Annotated in this window: 15 protein-coding genes; 6 read left to right on the forward strand and 9 right to left on the reverse strand. The window is 44.6% G+C overall.

Annotated elements, in window-relative coordinates; genetic code table 11:
• The first annotated feature begins 70 nt into the window (after positions 1-70).
• The 6 genes from QUF61_RS09270 (at position 71) to QUF61_RS09295 (ending at position 8,095) form a co-directional block, all read left to right on the forward strand.
• Entirely contained in the window at positions 71-1,423 is a 1,353-nt protein-coding gene (locus QUF61_RS09270; protein WP_289681427.1) for a TolC family outer membrane protein, read from the forward strand.
• A 17-nt stretch (positions 1,424-1,440) separates the two neighbouring features.
• Complete coding sequence (locus tag QUF61_RS09275) at positions 1,441-4,413, forward strand: cyclic nucleotide-binding domain-containing protein (RefSeq protein WP_103921258.1); 2,973 nt, start codon at positions 1,441-1,443, stop codon at positions 4,411-4,413.
• Between the two features lie 51 nt (positions 4,414-4,464).
• Positions 4,465-4,911, forward strand: a complete 447-nt coding sequence (locus QUF61_RS09280; protein WP_289681428.1) for a GNAT family N-acetyltransferase — start codon at positions 4,465-4,467, stop codon at positions 4,909-4,911.
• Positions 4,912-5,198: 287 nt separating this feature from the next.
• A complete protein-coding gene (locus QUF61_RS09285; protein ID WP_289681429.1) occupies positions 5,199-6,038 on the forward strand; it encodes a class I SAM-dependent methyltransferase in 840 nt (279 codons plus the stop codon).
• A 369-nt stretch (positions 6,039-6,407) separates the two neighbouring features.
• Positions 6,408-7,451: an STAS-like domain-containing protein gene (locus QUF61_RS09290; RefSeq protein ID WP_289681430.1), complete on the forward strand. Its 1,044-nt coding sequence runs from the start codon at positions 6,408-6,410 to the stop codon at positions 7,449-7,451.
• 131 nt (positions 7,452-7,582) lie between these two features.
• Positions 7,583-8,095: a GNAT family N-acetyltransferase gene (locus QUF61_RS09295; protein WP_289681431.1), complete on the forward strand. Its 513-nt coding sequence runs from the start codon at positions 7,583-7,585 to the stop codon at positions 8,093-8,095.
• A gap of 145 nt (positions 8,096-8,240) precedes the next feature.
• On the opposite strand, the gene QUF61_RS09300 is transcribed toward QUF61_RS09295, so the two are convergent.
• From QUF61_RS09300 to QUF61_RS09340, 9 genes are all read right to left on the reverse strand, one after another.
• Positions 8,241-9,215: a S49 family peptidase gene (locus QUF61_RS09300; protein ID WP_289681432.1), complete on the reverse strand. Its 975-nt coding sequence runs from the start codon at positions 9,213-9,215 to the stop codon at positions 8,241-8,243.
• The gene (locus QUF61_RS09305) at positions 9,215-9,856 is read right to left on the reverse strand and encodes an HAD family hydrolase (RefSeq protein ID WP_289681433.1); all 642 of its coding nucleotides are present in this window, start codon (positions 9,854-9,856) and stop codon (positions 9,215-9,217) included. The genes QUF61_RS09300 and QUF61_RS09305 overlap by 1 nt, the downstream gene beginning before the upstream one ends.
• Positions 9,857-9,946: 90 nt before the next feature.
• A complete protein-coding gene (gene rluC / locus QUF61_RS09310; protein ID WP_286019469.1) occupies positions 9,947-10,912 on the reverse strand; it encodes a 23S rRNA pseudouridine(955/2504/2580) synthase RluC in 966 nt (321 codons plus the stop codon).
• Complete coding sequence (gene zipA, locus QUF61_RS09315) at positions 10,899-11,801, reverse strand: cell division protein ZipA (protein WP_289681434.1); 903 nt, start codon at positions 11,799-11,801, stop codon at positions 10,899-10,901. Before zipA ends, rluC begins: the two co-directional genes overlap by 14 nt.
• Before the next feature lie 119 nt (positions 11,802-11,920).
• Positions 11,921-12,721: a 4-hydroxy-tetrahydrodipicolinate reductase gene (gene dapB, locus QUF61_RS09320; RefSeq protein WP_103921246.1), complete on the reverse strand. Its 801-nt coding sequence runs from the start codon at positions 12,719-12,721 to the stop codon at positions 11,921-11,923.
• A gap of 59 nt (positions 12,722-12,780) precedes the next feature.
• Positions 12,781-13,995, reverse strand: coding sequence for a bifunctional glutamate N-acetyltransferase/amino-acid acetyltransferase ArgJ (gene argJ, locus QUF61_RS09325; RefSeq protein ID WP_289681435.1), 1,215 nt, complete (start codon positions 13,993-13,995; stop codon positions 12,781-12,783).
• A gap of 406 nt (positions 13,996-14,401) precedes the next feature.
• Positions 14,402-15,421: an FAD:protein FMN transferase gene (locus tag QUF61_RS09330; RefSeq protein WP_289681436.1), complete on the reverse strand. Its 1,020-nt coding sequence runs from the start codon at positions 15,419-15,421 to the stop codon at positions 14,402-14,404.
• A 10-nt stretch (positions 15,422-15,431) separates the two neighbouring features.
• On the reverse strand, positions 15,432-16,805 hold the full coding sequence (trkA, locus tag QUF61_RS09335; RefSeq protein ID WP_103921242.1) for a Trk system potassium transporter TrkA: 1,374 nt from the start codon (positions 16,803-16,805) through the stop codon (positions 15,432-15,434).
• A 37-nt stretch (positions 16,806-16,842) separates the two neighbouring features.
• Positions 16,843-17,456: hypothetical protein (locus tag QUF61_RS09340; protein WP_289681437.1), on the reverse strand; the 614-nt coding region annotated here is incomplete at its 5' end.

Consider the following 17,456-nt stretch of genomic DNA (forward strand, 5'->3'; position numbering starts at 1 on the left):
ATTTTTTTTGTCAAAAAAAACCGCCACTGTGCAACGCTTTAACATAACAATAAAACAGGAATGCTTCATAATGAATCAACAGCTTCTTCGTTTCCCCCACATATTTTCCCGATTGGGCTGTACTGCGCTCAGTATTTTTCTGGCACCTGTTTTACTATCGCCCTTAGCTTACGCTGATACATTGCAACAAGTCATTTCCCGTACCCTGCAAAGCAATCCTGATGTGGCGATTACTGCTCAGACTCGCTTGGCGGTTGAGCAGGAACTTAAACGTGCGCGCGCGGGTTATTATCCGCGCATTGACTTGAATCTGGGCTATGGTCTGGAAAACAGTGAAAACGTGACCACCAATTTACGCACGGGCAGCGATTTAGAATTAAAACGCCGCGAAGCCAGTATCAGCTTAAATCAAATGCTATTTGATGGTTTTAGTACGCGCAATGAAACCCAGCGTCAGCAATTCAGGGTGCAGGCACAAGCAAATCGGGTGCAGGAAACCAGCAACACGCTTGCGCTGCGCAGTACTGAAGTCTATCTGGATGTGTTTCGGCGGCAAGCTTTGCTGGAACTGGCTAAAGATAATCTGGTGGTACATCAAAAAACCTTAAATCAAATTCAACAGCGTTATGAACAGGGCGCAGGCCGCCGCGCGGATGTTGATCAAGCCGCTGCGCGAGAAGCTTTGGCAAGTGCAGATTTATTATTAACCCAGGGTGAAATCCGTAATACCCGTGCCAATTATTTACGTGTTACCGGAGAGTTGCCAGAAAACCTGGAAGCGGTTGATGCGCAGTTATTGCAAACAGCAATGGATAAAGACCTGGATAGCTTGTTAGGTCTGGCGGATGAGCATCACCCGCTATTGCAGGCAGCGCAGGCCGATGTGAAAGCTGCACAAGCTGCGTATGCGCAGACACGCGCCGCTTATATGCCGCATCTGGATATGGAGTTAGCCGCCAATCGCAATCGTAATCTGGATGGTATCGAATTTAAAAACAACGATGCCAGTGCTATGCTGCATTTACGTTATAACCTCTATCGCGGTGGCGCGGATAAAGCCCGCCGTAAAGAAACCGCCCACCGCATTGCCGTGGCAAAAGAAACCTTGAAACGGGCGCAGCGCATGGTTGCCGAAGAGATTCGTCTGGCCTGGAATAACCAGCAAACCATCACTGAACGCATGGAATATTTAAAAAAACATGTCGCCACCACAGAAGCCGTTGTCAGCTCTTATCAAAAACAGTTTCAATTAGGACAACGCACGCTGCTGGATGTACTCAATGCAAAAAATGAATTGTATCAGGCGCGCACAGCTTTATCTTCAGCAAGTTATGCAGAAATATTCAGTCATTTTCGCTTGTTGAGCAGCAGCGGACAATTACTGTCGGCGCTGAATATTGAATCTTTAGCTGAAGCCCAATAAACCTATTGAAATTGAATATGTACCAGGAACGGCGTGCGCTGAGTATTGCCATATTTTTTAATATACTGATCTGGGCCAGCGTCACCCTGAGCCGCACTTATATTGATGTCCTGTTTCTCTCAACCTATGACACCGCTTTGCTGCCTGGGTTTTTTACTGCGCAGACGCTACTGATTCTGAGCCTGTCGATTGCCATTACGCCTTTTGCCGCCAAAGGCAGCAGTTGGCTTAATATCAGTATTTTTATGGCAATGGCACTGCTGGTATTGTTAGGTCATTATTTGTTGACCGCCTATCCGGCGTTACGCAGCGAAGCCTCCTGGTTCCCGTTTATTTTCACGCTCTGGCTGTCTGCCATCCCGGTACTGTTAATCGTACTGTCACTCAATGTGATAGCTGATGCTTTTGATGTCCGGCGCTTTAAACGCCTGGTTATCTGGATTAATGTGGTGGGCAATATCGGCGGTTTACTCACTGGCTTGCTGATTCCCAAATTAATTAATAATTATGGCGCAAGTACGCTGTTAGTATTACTGGTATCTTTTATTGCGCTGGCAACCCTGTGTCTATTTTTTCTCAAGCCATTACCAGTGGCAACACGCAATTACAGTAAAGGCCAGTCCCCCTTCAATTACCCGCTGTTTCGTTACATCGCCCTGTGTACTTTCCTGTTAATGGTGGTGGATATTCTCACCGATTACGCCTTAAAAGTTGAACTGGCAGCCATGTTTACAGACAAAGAAGACATCGGCTCTTTTATGGGGCCGTTTTATGGCCTGTCGAATATTCTGATGCTGGCGGCCCAAATTATTGGTACGCAACGTTTATTACATGTCTTTGGTGTGGCGGGATTACTGTCGGTTATTCCCTGGTTTTGCATGGGTAGCAGCGTCTTATTGATGGCAATACCTCATCTCTGGACAGCGGCTTTGATTCGCATGGGTGAGACCGTTTTTCGTTTCAGCTTTTATTCCATTGGGCGCGAAATTGCGCTAAAACCCTTACCCGCTAAAATTCGCCGGGGCGGAAAATTTCTGAATACCGCAGCCGGTTATCTGGGCGCTGGCATCACCGCGATTATTCTATGGATAATGGGTGACAGCTTAAACCTTGTCATGGTAGGGGGCTTAATTATTACTGCCAGTATCGTCTGGTTAATTGTTGCCAGACGTGTAACGGCAAGTTATCAGGATACGCTGGAAGAAGCGATACGGATTAAACGTTTCAGCCTGTCCAGTGATGAAATAGATACAGGTCATGTGGTACCGGGCGATGATAGTAATCGTGACAATATGCTGCATATCACCAAAATTGCTTTTAAAGATAAAGATGTAGATATTATCCGCTTTGGTTTTACTTTATTGGCACGTACCCAGGCAACCTGTCTGCCAGAGGAAGCTTATCCTCATGTCAATGCCGCAGATTATGATGTGCGGGTAGATTTTGTGCAGGCCGCTTACCAGCTTAAAGATCAAAGGGTCGTGCCTTTATTGCTGGCACGCCTGGAAGTGGAAGAAGATGGCAAGGTGCTGTGGTGGTTATTAAAAATTCTGGCACATCTGGCACCGGAAGAAGTGGCCTCAATTGCGCCGCGTTGGCTTAACAGTCCGTTACCACTGGCGCGAGCAGGCGCGGTTCTGGTTTTGCTCAGTAATGGCACGCTCAATGATTTAACCCGCGCGGTCAACACCCTGCAAGTGATGCTCAGCAGCCCGGATGAAGCCATGCGCCGGGGCGCGGCTTATGCCATCAGTGCATCAAAAGTAGGCAACCTGGAAGCCGAACTGGAAAAATTATTACATGATCCGGTAGAAGCTGTCAGTATTGCAGCAATGTGGGCCGTAGCAGATAAAAAATACCTGCATTTATTACCCGTCCTGGCAGAAAAACTGGGCAAAGGACGTAGCTCATTGTATGCCAGTCGCACCCTGGTACAACTTGGCGTGCCTGCTTTGCCACACGTCTTAAAAGTGATTGAGGACGGCAGTCAGATTGCCGCGCGTACCGGGGTTCGCATTTTAACCATGATTCATGATGAAAAAGCGGATGAAGCCATTGTTCAGGTTGCCAAAAATGGCAATGTTATCACCCGCACTTTTTTAGCCAAAGCCTGCTCAATGCGCACAAAACAGCAGGAAAATACAGATTACCTGGTAAAGCAGGCACGTTTATCGGTACAGGAAGAAGCCAATACCGTGCGCCTGTTGCGAGCCTTAAATTGTGCTGAAGAACTGCCTGTGCATAGCCGTTATGAAATCAGTCAGCGTAAAAAAATGGCAGAAGCCCGTTTATTATACTGGTTTGACGTTGCCACCTGTTCAGTGGAACTCAGCGGCGTCATTCCCTCACTGTTGCAGGACAATACCTCGCAGGCCATTGCCAGCCGTCATGCCACCGCTTTGGAATTTTTAGAGGGGCAGACCAAAGATAAATTGCTGTTAAAAGCAATTCTGGTTTTTGAAGAAAACACACAAAAAATTTCCCGTGAAGACATTGAGGCCGCTATTTTGGCAGTGCCGACACTCAATGATCTCTGGCTGGAAAAATTTATTGGTATTGAGCATGGCTGGCAATACCACAAAGGAAAAAACATGGAAATCACTGAAAAGGTCATGTTATTACGCCGGGTTAAATTATTTGCTGATTTACCGGGGGAAATCCTGCTCACCATTGCTGAAACCTGTGAAGACAGGGAGCTGGTCAAGGATGAAGTACTGTTTTCCAAAGGTGATGCACCTGATGGTATGTATATTGTTGCCGCCGGAGAAGTGCAGATTAGACAAGACAAAGAAGTAATCAACACCCTGAAACAATATGATTTTTTTGGTGAACTGGGTTTATTTGATGACTCGCCCAGAATGGCTGATGCCATCGCCAGCGGCGATGGCATGATTTTATTCTTGCAAAAAGAAGTTTTTGACGGGATTACCGAAGACTTGCCCGAAGTGTTACGGGCATTGGTTAAAACGGTTATCAGCTATCTGAAGTAATTACGGTGGGCAACCAAGGCCAAATTGACCTGATAATAAATTGTTAGCAATATGGAAATATTTAAAGAAATCCCCTTTGGTTCCAAGCAATATGAGCAAGAACTCATACTTAGAAATAAAAGTTTGCGTGAGCCACTTGGTCTCTCTCTAAGTGAAGTTGATTTAAATGGTGAAGAACAACAGTATCACTTTGGCCTTTTTGCGGATAATAAGATACTTGGTTGTGTTGTCTTTAAAATAATAAACAATTCAACTGTAAAGCTAAGGCAAATGGCTATTCAGACGATCCTGCAAGGCAAAGGTTTTGGCTCTAAATTAATAAATAAAGCTGAACAGCAAATATATAAACTCGGGTATGAAAATATCGAAATGTCAGCAAGATTTACAGCCATACAATTTTATCAAAAACTTGGCTATAGTGCTTTGGGTAAACCTTTTATTGAACAAGGTATTGAACATATTAAAATGTATAAAAATACTGCTAACAAATCGTTGTAGGGACGCTACCCTTTTATAATAGATTAAAATTTAATCTTTTAGATGTTTTCTCCTGTAAAGCGTTCCCTTTTATTCTACCTTGATGCACCACAAAGGATGATCCTTGAGCAACTGAGAAATTTCGTTATAATCGTTTTATTACATTAACAACAATCAGGAGGTGACTTATGAAATCTAATTATATGAACTCGTTAATTACATCAGTGGCAATTAAAATCAGGTATATTATGACCTGACTAACTGATTGTCGCTGAATAGATGTTTAAAACAATTGTCGGTGACAAATAATGTATACACAATTAAAAGAGATAAACCATAAACCAAAACCTTTTGAGTTTTATACTGCTGATTCGTTGTGGGCAGACCCACATACATCAGAACAGATGCTATCTTATCATCTCAATGAGGATGTTGATTTAGCCTCAAGAAACAAGGTATTTATTGAAAAATCCATTGATTGGATTGTTTCCCATTTTTCTATTGGAGAACAAACTAAGGTATGTGATTTTGGATGCGGCCCTGGCCTCTATACATCCGGTTTGGCGCGTTCTGGCGCGAAGGTGACTGGCGTGGACTTTTCAAAGAACTCTATTGAGTATGCGAAAACATACGCTAAAAATGAAGGCCTAAACATTGATTACGTTCTTCAAAATTACCTTGAGTATAAGCCTGAAGAGCAATACGATATAATCACAATGATTATGTGTGATTTTTGTGCTTTAAGCCCTGTACAAAGAAAGAAAATTATCAAAAAATTCCATCGTCTACTTAAAAATGGTGGGCGCATATTATTGGATGTATATTCATTAAAAGGTTTTGAAGAAAGAACTGAAATATCATTGTATGAACACATGCAGTTACATGGGTTCTGGTCAAAAAATGATTATTACGGCTTTCTAAATACCTTTAAATATGAAGATGAAAAAGTAGTACTAGATAAATATACAATCGTTGAAGAAGAAGGCTCTAAGGTTGTATATAACTGGCTACAGTATTTTAGTGAAGACACGCTAATAAATGAACTGAAAAATGCTGGTTTTAATATTCAGGCTATTTATGATGATGTAGCAGGTTCTAATTATTCAAAGAATAATACTGAATTTGCAGTCATTGCAACAAAACAATAGCGTATAGGAGTGAGGATGAAATAAATACAGAAACTGGGCGCAGGATTTTTATTCATTTTCAAGGCGTGAAAACAGGCGCATAGCAAGCTATGTAACTACCTAAGTCCAAACCGGCACAACGTAGAAAATGGAGAAAAAGACCAGCCAAGTTGCTGAAGTTATAAAATTCTCATTCCCTATAGACTTTCAGATAATTAATTTCCTGGAAAATCAACGGATAACACCCCTCCGAAGGACAACCTAGAAGCGTCCCCTTTTCTCTTGTTATGTTTTACACAGCTAATGTGAAGAATTTTCCACATTAATGACTTGTCCTTTAAGTAAAGGTGGGCTATCCTTTAAGAAAAACTATTACTTAAAGGATGAGCTATGATTTCTAACAAAGAACGTGGAAAGATAATCAGACGTCAAATACTGCGTGATATTAAACACCATCCAAAAGATATTGCAAAACATATTGCAAATATTTTTTCTATTTCTGCACAAGCGACTAATAATCATTTGAGGCGGTTAGAGGCGGGGGGCTGGATTTCCACTCAAGGAAAAGGTAAGGGAAAGCAATATTTTTTGGGAAATAGGCGAAAATATCAATCATTATTTGAGTTGTCTGATACTTTTACTGAAGATAAGGTTTGGAGGGATCATTTTGCCTTTATATTTGAAGATCTATCTGAGGATTTAATAGATATATGCCATTATGGGTTCACAGAAATGGTTAATAATTCAATTGACCACTCAGATGGAAAGCAGGTATATATCTCTGTAGAGAGAAAGCCTGAAGATATAACTATTATAATTGTGGATGATGGTGAAGGAATATTCAGTAGAATTAAACGCTTATGCGATTTGAATGATGAAAAGCAAGCCATATTAGAACTTTCAAAGGGAAAACTGACAACTGACCCTGACAATCATTCAGGTGAAGGAGTTTTTTTTACATCTCGAATTTTTGACTTGTTTGAAATTGACTCTAAAGGATTAAAATTTAGTCATCAAGATAAACTAGAGTTTGACTTTTTAGTTGACTCAGATTTATTAAAGGAAAGTTCTGGGACTTTAGTTTATATGGAAATAAACAGGGGCACCGAAAGAACTATCAAAAGTATTTTTGATAGCTTCACATCAGGCCCTGATAAGTTTCAATTTAACAAAACGGTCATTCCTGTAAAATTAGCAGAATACGAAAATGAAAAACTGGTTTCCCGCTCTCAAGCAAAAAGACTCTTAGCTAGAGTTGAACAATTTAGCAATGTAATTTTTGACTTTTCTGATGTGGCTTTCATTGGCCAAGCTTTTGCTGATGAAATTTTCAGAGTGTATGCAACAAAGCATCCTTACATTGTCTTATTGCCAGTTGAAATGAATAGTTCAGTAAAAATGATGGTTAATAGAGCTATTGCAAATAAGGATTAATAAGGATTGGATTAATGGACGCTACACTTTTAATTGATTGAAATTCAATCTTTTAGATGCTTTCTCCTGTAAAAAATGGAGGCATCACATTTTATTCCTTTTATTCGTTAGATTTCTCAAGAAAGAAAAGTATGTACAAATATCGGGAAGCCACAGAAAATGATTTTAATGAAATCTGTTCTCTCATAAAAAGCAGAGAAGAGATGTTTTTGGTTTACCCAAAAGGTAATTACCCGCTTACTGTTGCTCAGATAACAGAATTATCAAAAGAGAGAATGGAGTTAACAGTAGCAGTTGATGAATTCGGAATCGTTGGTTTTGCCAATATCTATGATTACAATGAAAATGAATATATGTTTATTGGCAACGTCATTATCGAGAAGCAGTATAGAGGTAAGGGGTTAGGAAAAGAAATAGTTTCATATATGCTGGAGAAAGCATTTGTTAAATATGGGCTTTGTGAAGTCAGAATTTCAGTATTTAGTGAAAATATTCCAGCATTACTGCTGTATTCAAATTTTGGCTTTACCCCCTATGCATTAGAAGAAAGAAAAAATCATGAAGGTAGAAGAGTTGCCCTTATCCACATGAAGATGGAAAACAACAGATTAAAGGGGATACTGCTAGCCAGTCGAAAAAAATAGCGCGGTAGGGCAGAAAAGCAACGGATAACACCCCTCCGAAGGGGTGTTATCCGTAAACCATTTATCTGAGAACCTATAATCGCTTGCTACAATGAATGCAGCCAAAATCTCACGTTAACTTATTTGTGCTTTTTTTGCTTTGGAATTAGCGCAATGCCCCGGACAAACCAAACTGACTGCTCAAATGCGTAGCAACTGAAGCGCCTAAGCGTTCGGTTAATTTTTCCAGGTAGGTTTTACTGACGGTGAAATCGACAATATCTTCGGCTTTGATCACTTCTCTGGCAACATAACTGCTGCTGGCGAAATCGTCTACCAGCCCCATTGCCAGTGCTTCTTCACCACTCCAGATTAAACCGGAAAAAACCTTGTCATTGTCTTTCAGGCGTTCACCGCGACCTTTTTTAACCACATCAATAAACTGCTGATGCAACTGCTCTAAAACCTTTTCTACATGTGCCACTTCCGCCGGGTTTTCCGGTGAAAACGGGTCTAAAAAGCCTTTGTGCTCGCCTGCGGTGTGCAGTCTGCGCTGTACACCCAGTTTTTCCATGCTGTCAACAAAACCAAAGCCGTTCATGATAACACCGATAGAACCGACCAGACTGGATTTATTGGCATAGATTTTATCCGCACCTGCGGCAATATAATAACCGCCGGAAGCGCATAAGTCGCTGATAACGGCATATAAGGGAATGTCTTCGTATTTTTCTCGCAAACGGTGGATTTCATCGTTAATATAAGCCGATTGCACCGGGCTGCCGCCAGGACTGTTAATACGTAAAATTACACCTGCGGTGTTGTCATCTTCAAAAGCTTCACGCAAGGCGGTGACAATATTATCCGCGCTGGCATCGGCATCGTTGGAAATAATGCCGGATACATCAACCAAAGCCGTGTGTTTCTTATCGCCGTCTTTTTTTGTTGCACTCCAGTCCGGGTTCATCATTAACAGTAAAACAAATAAATAAGCAAATGCCAGGAATTTGAAAAAAATGCCCCAACGCTTTGTGCGGCGCTGCTCTTCCAGACTGGCTAAAGCCAATTTTCGGACGGTGTTACGTTCCCAGTTTTCGTCCAGTTCCTGTCCATCTGTTTTATTTTTTTTAATGCCAAACATTATAAAATTCCGCTTAATTCAGTAAAGTGATGAATGCAGTGTATCGGGTGATAAAGTTGCAGGCGCTCACAATCATGCACGCCATGACTGATGCCAATGGCATCAACACCCGCGTTAACCGCCATTTCCAGATCATATTCGCTGTCACCAACCATCAGCGCCTGGTCTGGCGTGATGTTTAATTCTGCCAGAATCTGCCCCAGCATCAGAGGATTTGGTTTGGAAGCGGTTTCATCCGCGCAGCGACTGCTTTGAAATAAATCACCCAAGCCACACAGGTTCATGGAAAGGTTCAGGCCACGCCGACTTTTACTGGTGGCTACCGCCAGTTGGTAACGCCCTGCCAGGTCTTTTAATGTGGTTTCCACACCTGGAAATAAAGGGGTTGCGGTTTCATTAACTTCCAGATAATGATGCCGGTATTCATCTGCCAGTGCCTGACACGCTGTCCGGGGTAATTCCGGGTACAGGGTTTGCGCGGCTTCGAGCAGACCCAGGCCAATGATATGACGAATCTCAGCATCCGTTTTTGGTGCTTGGCTCTGTGTCTGAATGGCAAATTGAAAGCTGCTGACGATGCGTGCGATGGAGTCCATCACCGTGCCATCCCAGTCAAAAATTAATAATTGATATTGTTTCATGCTCGATTTATCGGTTAAAGATTTTTTCCATTGATAAAGAAATATCTTTATTGGTTTTTAATAAAGTATCCATATTTGGCTTGCGTGATATCACAGTTGCTGTAAAACACTATCCAATTCTGCTGGCAAGGGGGCAATGACTTCCAGTTTTTTATCGCTGTCCGGCAGCGTAAAAATAATGCGGTAGGCGTGTAAAAACAAACGCCGTAATTTTTTCTGGCTGCGCAGATACTGGTTAAATTCTGCATCCCCATATTTCTCATCACCTGCCAGCGGGTGTTCACTGTATTGAGCGTGAACCCGAATCTGGTGGGTGCGTCCAGTGGTGAGTTTGGCTTCAACCAGACAAGCACCAGGATACTGTTTTTTGAAATGGAAATGGGTTAATGCCGGTTTACCTGTTTTATCAACCCGCACCAGACGCTCACCTGATTTTAAGGTATTCTTTTTCAGCGGTACATTCACCGCAGACATACGCGCTTCCCAGTCGCCCTGCATCAAGGCCAGATAATATTTACCCAGTTGATTATTGCGTAATAATTCATGCAGATAACGCAGCATGGCAGGTTTTTTGGCGATCAGTAAACAACCTGAAGTATCGCGATCCAGGCGATGCACCAACTCCAGATAAGGTGCATCAGAGTATAAGGCACGCAGACCTTCAATCACCCCAAAATGTATGCCACTGCCGCCATGTACCGCAAGGCCAGAGGGTTTGTTAATAACCAGCAGTTCGCCATCTTCATACAATACGCTGTTTTTCAGCCGTTCCAGCCAGATTTTTGATGGGCCGACAGTATTTTCTTCAGATTTCGGCTGATGAAATAAAGGCGGTAGACGTAAAATATCACCGGCTTTTAAGCGATAGACGGGTTTAATGCGCCCTTTATTAATGCGGATTTGCCCAGTGCGCAACAGCCGGTAAATATGCCCTTTAGGAACATCTTTAAGGGTTTTAAATAAAAAGTTATCAATGCGTTGTCCGGCTTGCAGCGCCTCGATTTCCAGAAAACGAACCTGCTTTTGCACGTTCGGGTGGGTTTCAGGTTTGTTCAAATTGCGCGATCTCCTGGCGTATGCCATCAATATGTTCTGCGGTCAGGGTTTGCCTGCGTTCATTTTCCAGATTACCATCAAGCATCTGGGCAAGACGCTGGGCAGTATGTAACATGAGTTCAAATGCGACGCGACCATCTAATAAACCAGGAAGCTGCATAAATAAAACCAAACCCGTGGTATGCAGCGTGGACATTAAATCACGCTCAAAAACACCTGGTTTTAATTGGTTAGCCATACTGAATATGGGTTTTTCACTGGCTTTCAGTTCCATGCCATAATGATGAAAAAGTTGCATATCAGCATGTAGCATACCCAGTTTTTCGCTCACTTCCAAAATATCCTGACCCTGAAACTTGCGCCCCGGTTTGGCGGATACGCCCAGCATAATAATCAACTCGGGGGCTTTTTCTGGTGCTTCATCCGCCTCAGTGCGGCTGGCCTTATCTGCTGAATCTGCTGAATCTGCTGAGACTTGTGTGTGCGAGATTTCAGCCGCAGATGTTTCTGGCTCGGCTTCAACAACGGGGGGATTCACTTCGTCATGAAACGCCGTTTCTGTGGCAAGCGTTTCCTGTTGCTGGTCTTCTTCCAGCCTGATTTCAGCGTCATCCGGCCAGTTTTCTATACGATCATCTGCCAGAGGAATATTATCTTCTGGCATATTAACCGGCTCCTGCCCTTGTCCCGGTTCATCTAACAGCGGATCATCATAATCGGTTTTTTTGTCAAAATATCCCCGGTTATATAACTCTTTATCGGCAACCAGAATTTCATCATCATAATGATTGCGGTTACGAAAAATCAGCCAGAGCAACCCCAGCAATACTGGTACACCCAACAAGCCGAGTATCCAAGGTGTTTGTAACAGCGTTTCCATCGCTTCCATGATTTATTTAGCCATTCTGAAATGAGTAATATGATTCAAAAACTTAGTGTGAGTTTTTTGTTTTTGGCGGCTTTCATCGCCATAAGCGATGAATGAAGCCTGAATCAAACTCAACTTAATTACAGTCCCAGCACATCCTGCATATCAAATAAACCCTGGGGTTGGGCTTGTAACCATTTTGCAGCGCGCACCGCGCCATTAGCAAAGGTCATGCGGCTGGAAGCCTTATGCGTAATTTCCACCCGTTCGCCAATATCGGCAAACATCACCGTATGTTCGCCAACAATATCACCAGCACGAATGGTTTCAAAACCAATGGTTTTACGCTCACGCTCACCGGTTTGACCTTCCCGTCCGTACACTGCGCAGTCTTTTAAGTCGCGCCCTAAGGCTTCAGCAACCACTTCGCCCATACGCAGGGCCGTACCGGAAGGGGCATCAACTTTGTGCCGATGATGGGCTTCAATAATTTCAATATCCACCTGATCACCGAGAATTTCTGCGGCTATTTTTAATAACTTAAAGGTCAGATTCACCCCGACACTCATATTCGGCGCAAACACGATGGCAATCTGCTCAGCCGCTGCTTGTAATTGCTGCTTATCGACATCGGACAGGCCTGTGGTGCCAATCACCATTTGTTTACCCGCATCTTTGCACAATGTCAGATTTTCCAGCGTGGTTGCCGGACGGGTGAAATCAATCAGTACATCAAAATCATTCACTACACTTGCCAGATCGCTGACCAGGGTGACTCCCAATTTCTCAACGCCCAGCATATCGCCAACATCCATGCCTAACATGGCATGTTCAGGATGTTCAATTGCGGCGCTTAAAGCCAAGCCTTCAGTGTCCTGGCAGGCTGCAATTAATGAGCGTCCCATGCGTCCGGCGGCACCGGTAACGGCAATACGGATCATGATAAAATTCCTTTAATACAAAACACGAAAAGCAGACTATTGTAACAAGCTACCCGTCCCTATGTCCGGTATTCAGCATTAATTTTGACGTAATCATAAGAAAAATCACAAGTCCATACTGTCGTATGCGCCTTACCGCGCCCTAACTGCACTTTCAGTTGAATTTCTGATTGCTCCATTACCGCCTGACCTTGGGCTTCGTCATAACTTGCCGCGCGCCCACCTTCTTGCACAATACACACCTCATCCAGATAAATTTTGATTTGCGCAACATCCAAATCATTGACCTCTGAGCGCCCCACCGCTGCAAGAATACGTCCCCAGTTTGGATCACTGGCAAAAAAAGCGGTTTTCACCAAAGGTGATTGGGCAATGGTATAAGCCACTTGTAAACATTCAGCTTCCGTTGCACCCTGTTCAACTCTCACCGTGATTAACTTGGTGCCACCTTCGGCATCCCGTACCATCTCCTTAGCCAGATGTATGCAAAGTGCAGTCAAGGCATGTTGGAAACGCTCAAACTCTGGATCATCGGCCTGTTCCAGTTGCGCCATGCCGCTTTGCCCGGTTGCCGCCAGCACACAGGCATCATTAGTCGAGGTATCACCATCAACGCTGATACGGTTAAAACTCTGTGCTGTTGCACTTAATAAGGCTTGCTGTAACAAAGGTTCAGCAAGTGCCGCATCCGTTGCCACAAAACTCAGCAAGGTTGCCATATTAGGATGGATCATGCCCGAACCTTTGGCAATACCGGAAATATTAACCGTATTCCCACCCAGCTTAAGCGATACGGAAGCCATTTTTGGTCGGGTGTCAGTGGTCATAATTGCTTTTGCCGCATCCTGCCAGCCATTTTCTGACAAATTGGACAGGCTCGTTGGCAAAGCGGCAAGCAAACGCTCAACGGGCAAATCTTCACCGATAACACCGGTAGAAAAGGGTAAAACCTCTCTATCACTGCACCCGGTCAAATGCGCAACCCCTGCACAGCAAGCCAGGGCCGCTGCACGTCCCGCTTCGCCAGTACCCGCATTAGCATTGCCGGAATTTATTAACCAATAGCGCGGCTCGGTGGTTGCCAGATGGCGGCGGGTAACTTCCACCGGTGCGGCACAAAAGGCATTACGGGTTAATACCGCAGCACACATGCTGTCAGCAGCAATTTCAAATAAGCACAAATCCTGGCGATCAGGGTATTTAATCCCGGCGGCAGCAGTGCCTAAACGAATGCCAGAAATTGGCAGACAGGTATCTGAAATATGGAAGGCCATTATGATTTCCTTGTTTTATTCCTATAACACACTTTATAAAGCGTACTATCCATGAAACTCAGGTGTTACGCATTCTTGTTATTTTTGGCTTAAATCTTATATTTTCTTGGATTAAGGAACGAGGATTTTATAATTCCCGAAACCAAGCTGGCCTTTTTCTCCATTTTCTGCGTTATGCCTGTTTGGACTTAGGCAGTTACATAGCTTGCTATGCGCCTGTTTTCATGCCTTGAAAATGAACAAAAATCCTACGCCCGGTTTCGGTTCTTATTTCATCCTCGTTCCTAAGCAAAAATAAGCTTTTGTGTAACGCCTGTTAAACTATTTTTCTAAAAAACGATAAGCATAATAAACCAGCATCTAAAATAGAAGTTATTTTTCTTGCAATACGCCAATATGCGGTAAATTAGAAGCTGCTCCATTCTTTTAAGCCATGAGGCGTTTGTTCAATTAAAATCGTATGAATATTTCGCTGACGGGCGAACGACAAGGCTTCCTCCCTGCCTAACACCATAAACAGGGTAGCTAAGGCATCGGCAGTCATGCTATTGGCATGAAACACCGTGGCAGATAGCAAGGCGTGCTGTACCGGCCATCCCGTTTTTGGATGAATGGTATGGGCAAAGCGTTGCTGATTGATTTCAAAAAAATTCCGGTAATTGCCGGAACTGGCCAGCCCCTGATTATCTAAATCCACAACGCGCCAGACTTCGCGTTTACCCGCTTCTGGTTTTTCAATCGCAATTTGCCAACTGTTAGCCTGTGCATTTTTGCCCTGCGCACGTATTTCACCGCCAATTTCCACCAGATAATTTTTCACCTGATGCTGTTCCAGCCACTGCGCCAAGCGATCAACCCCGTAGCCTTTGGCAATGGCGGATAAATCCACATATAAATCGGCATGATCTTTTTTTAAGGCGGGCGGATTGTTGCGGGTATGTAATTGCTGATAACCACAACGCGCCAGCACCGCTGTGATTTGTGCTTCATCCGGTATATGCTCAGCACGAATTTCCGGGCCGAAGCCCCATAAATTGACCAGTGGGCCAACGGTAATATCAAATGCGCCATCACTGTCCCGGCTTAATGCCAATGCCGTCTGAATAAGCTTTAATAAAGGCTCGGAAACGCTAATCCAATCGGTTGAGGGATTGGCATTAAAACGGGAAAGCTCTGAATCGGATAAATACGTGGAAAAATGCGCATTGACCATTTCCAGTTGCTTTTGCAGCCCGTTTTCGACTTGCGTTTGTGACAGGCCGGGCGGCGGATTAATAATTTTTACACTATAAGACGTGCCCATCGTCTGACCATGCAACTGCATCACGACAGGCGCAGCGTCTGGAGCATCCGGCGTACAGGCAGCCAGACTCAGCATGAACAGCAGCGCAACCAGGGATAACCCTTTAAGCGATTGAGAATCCATATAAAACAACCTAAAAAAAAGAAAAACCCACTTCAAACAAACGCTCCACCGCGCTGATATGATTTTTATCCATCAGAAATAAAATCACATGATCTTCTGATTTAATCACCGTATCGTGATGCGGCATAATCACCTCATCACCGCGTACAATTGCGCCAATGGTGGTTTGTGGCGGTAACTTAATATCCTCAATTTTCCTGCCCACCACCTTGGAAGAATTGCGATCCCCATGCGCAATCGCTTCAATGGCCTCGGCAGCGCCCCGGCGCAGAGCGTGTACCCGTACCACATCACCGCGCCGCACCCGCGCCAGCAGGCTGCCTATGGTGATTTGCTGGGGCGAGATGGCAATATCAATATTACTGCTCTCCACCAAATCCACATAACTGCTGCGATTGATCAAAGCCATCACCTTACGCGCACCCAGGCGTTTTGCCAGCATCGCGGCAAGAATATTGAGCTGATCATCATTGGTCAGGGCGCAGAAAATATCGGTTTCCTTGACATTGGCTTCCTTCAGCAGCGTTTCATCACCCACATCCCCTTCCAGCACGATCACCCGGTCAAATAAGGTTGAAACTTCAGCGGCGCGCTCGCTGTCATATTCAATCAGTTTAACGTGATAATGGGATTCCAGGCTTTCCGCCAGGCGTTTGCCGATATTACCTGCACCGCCAATCATCACCCGGCGTATGGGCTTTTCCAGTTTGCGCATCTCGCTCATGACTTTGCGCACATGCGGGGCCGCCGCCAGGAAAAACACCTCATCATCGGCTTCAATCACCTGCTTGCCTTCCGGGGTGATGGCGCGCCCCCGGCGGTAAATTGCCACGATACGGCTGTCAATATTGGGGATGTGATCATGCAGCGTGCGCAGCTCATGCCCAACCAGCGGGCCACCATAAAACGCCTTGGTCGCCACCAGTTGCACCTTGCCATCGGTAAAATCCTGCACCTGCAAGGCATCGGGATAATCAATCAGGCGTTGTATCGCCCGTGTTACCAGCATTTCCGGGCTGATATGCTCGCTGATGGAAAAGCCTTTTTCCTCAAATAACTGTGGATAACCCAGGTATTCGGGTTTACGCACGCGGGCAATGCGGTTGGTGATCTTAAATAAAATACGCGCAATCTGGCAGGCCACCATATTGGTTTCATCGCTGTTGGTGACTGCCAGCATTAATTCCGCATCCTCCGCCCCCGCCTGTTGCAACACATCGGGATGGGAGGCATGGCCATGCACGGTGCGTAGATCATAATGATTACGCAAATGATTCAAGGCTTTTTCATTACTGTCCACCACCGTGACATCATTGGCTTCATTGGCAAGATTTGCGGCAACCGAGCTGCCGACCTGACCTGCGCCGAGAATGATGATTTTCATAATTATTCCGTTTATTTTATGCTTTTAATGCGCGTTGCTAATCACAGGATAAACCCATTTGCGCTAAAACTGTTTTGATTTGTTCGGCTTCGGGGATTTGCAGGCGTTGTGCGTCCGTCAGGGCAAGGCACAGGAGTTCTTGTACGCGCTGGCTGTTTTTCCTTGCGTCCATTTGCCACAGCAACATGGCTAGTTGGGCGCGTGTAATCAGTAATGAGTGCACATCGCCAAGCTTCTCATAGACGGGAAGTTCTTCATGCTCACGAATCTTGAGCGCATCATCGAGTTGTCCGCGCGCTTGCAATATGTCGGCTATCTTCCCCGTGGTGACGGCTTTTGAGCGCACATCGCCGAGCTTTTCAAATGCAGGAAGCAGTTCATTCTTAAGAATCTTGAGCGCATCGTCGAGTTGTCCGCGCGCTTGCAATATGTCGGCTATCTTCCCCATGGTGATGGCTTTTTCGCGCACATCGCCGAGCTTCTCATAGACGGGAAGTTCTTCATGCTCACGAATCTTGAGCGCGTCGTCGAGTTGTCCGCGCGCTTGCAATATGTCGGCTATCTTCCCCATGGTGATGGCTTTTTCGCGCACATCGCCGAGCTTCTCATAGACGGGAAGCTGCTCTGTCTGTCGAATCTTGAGCGCGTCGT

It is taken from the genome of Candidatus Venteria ishoeyi (genome assembly GCF_030378065.1).
Taxonomy (GTDB): domain Bacteria; phylum Pseudomonadota; class Gammaproteobacteria; order Beggiatoales; family Beggiatoaceae; genus Venteria; species Venteria ishoeyi.

What these genes read in the sequence shown, in the direction of transcription:
- QUF61_RS09270 (WP_289681427.1), top strand. Translation starts at nt 71, where the DNA reads ATGAATCAACAGCTTCTTCGTTTCCCCCACATATTTTCCCGATTGGGC.
- QUF61_RS09275 (WP_103921258.1), top strand. Translation starts at nt 1,441, where the DNA reads ATGTACCAGGAACGGCGTGCGCTGAGTATTGCCATATTTTTTAATATA.
- QUF61_RS09280 (WP_289681428.1), top strand. Translation starts at nt 4,465, where the DNA reads ATGGAAATATTTAAAGAAATCCCCTTTGGTTCCAAGCAATATGAGCAA.
- QUF61_RS09285 (WP_289681429.1), top strand. Translation starts at nt 5,199, where the DNA reads ATGTATACACAATTAAAAGAGATAAACCATAAACCAAAACCTTTTGAG.
- QUF61_RS09290 (WP_289681430.1), top strand. Translation starts at nt 6,408, where the DNA reads ATGATTTCTAACAAAGAACGTGGAAAGATAATCAGACGTCAAATACTG.
- QUF61_RS09295 (WP_289681431.1), top strand. Translation starts at nt 7,583, where the DNA reads ATGTACAAATATCGGGAAGCCACAGAAAATGATTTTAATGAAATCTGT.
- QUF61_RS09300 (WP_289681432.1), bottom strand. Translation starts at nt 9,215, where the DNA reads ATGTTTGGCATTAAAAAAAATAAAACAGATGGACAGGAACTGGACGAA.
- QUF61_RS09305 (WP_289681433.1), bottom strand. Translation starts at nt 9,856, where the DNA reads ATGAAACAATATCAATTATTAATTTTTGACTGGGATGGCACGGTGATG.
- zipA (WP_289681434.1), bottom strand. Translation starts at nt 11,801, where the DNA reads ATGGAAGCGATGGAAACGCTGTTACAAACACCTTGGATACTCGGCTTG.
- dapB (WP_103921246.1), bottom strand. Translation starts at nt 12,721, where the DNA reads ATGATCCGTATTGCCGTTACCGGTGCCGCCGGACGCATGGGACGCTCA.
- argJ (WP_289681435.1), bottom strand. Translation starts at nt 13,995, where the DNA reads ATGGCCTTCCATATTTCAGATACCTGTCTGCCAATTTCTGGCATTCGT.
- QUF61_RS09330 (WP_289681436.1), bottom strand. Translation starts at nt 15,421, where the DNA reads ATGGATTCTCAATCGCTTAAAGGGTTATCCCTGGTTGCGCTGCTGTTC.
- trkA (WP_103921242.1), bottom strand. Translation starts at nt 16,805, where the DNA reads ATGAAAATCATCATTCTCGGCGCAGGTCAGGTCGGCAGCTCGGTTGCC.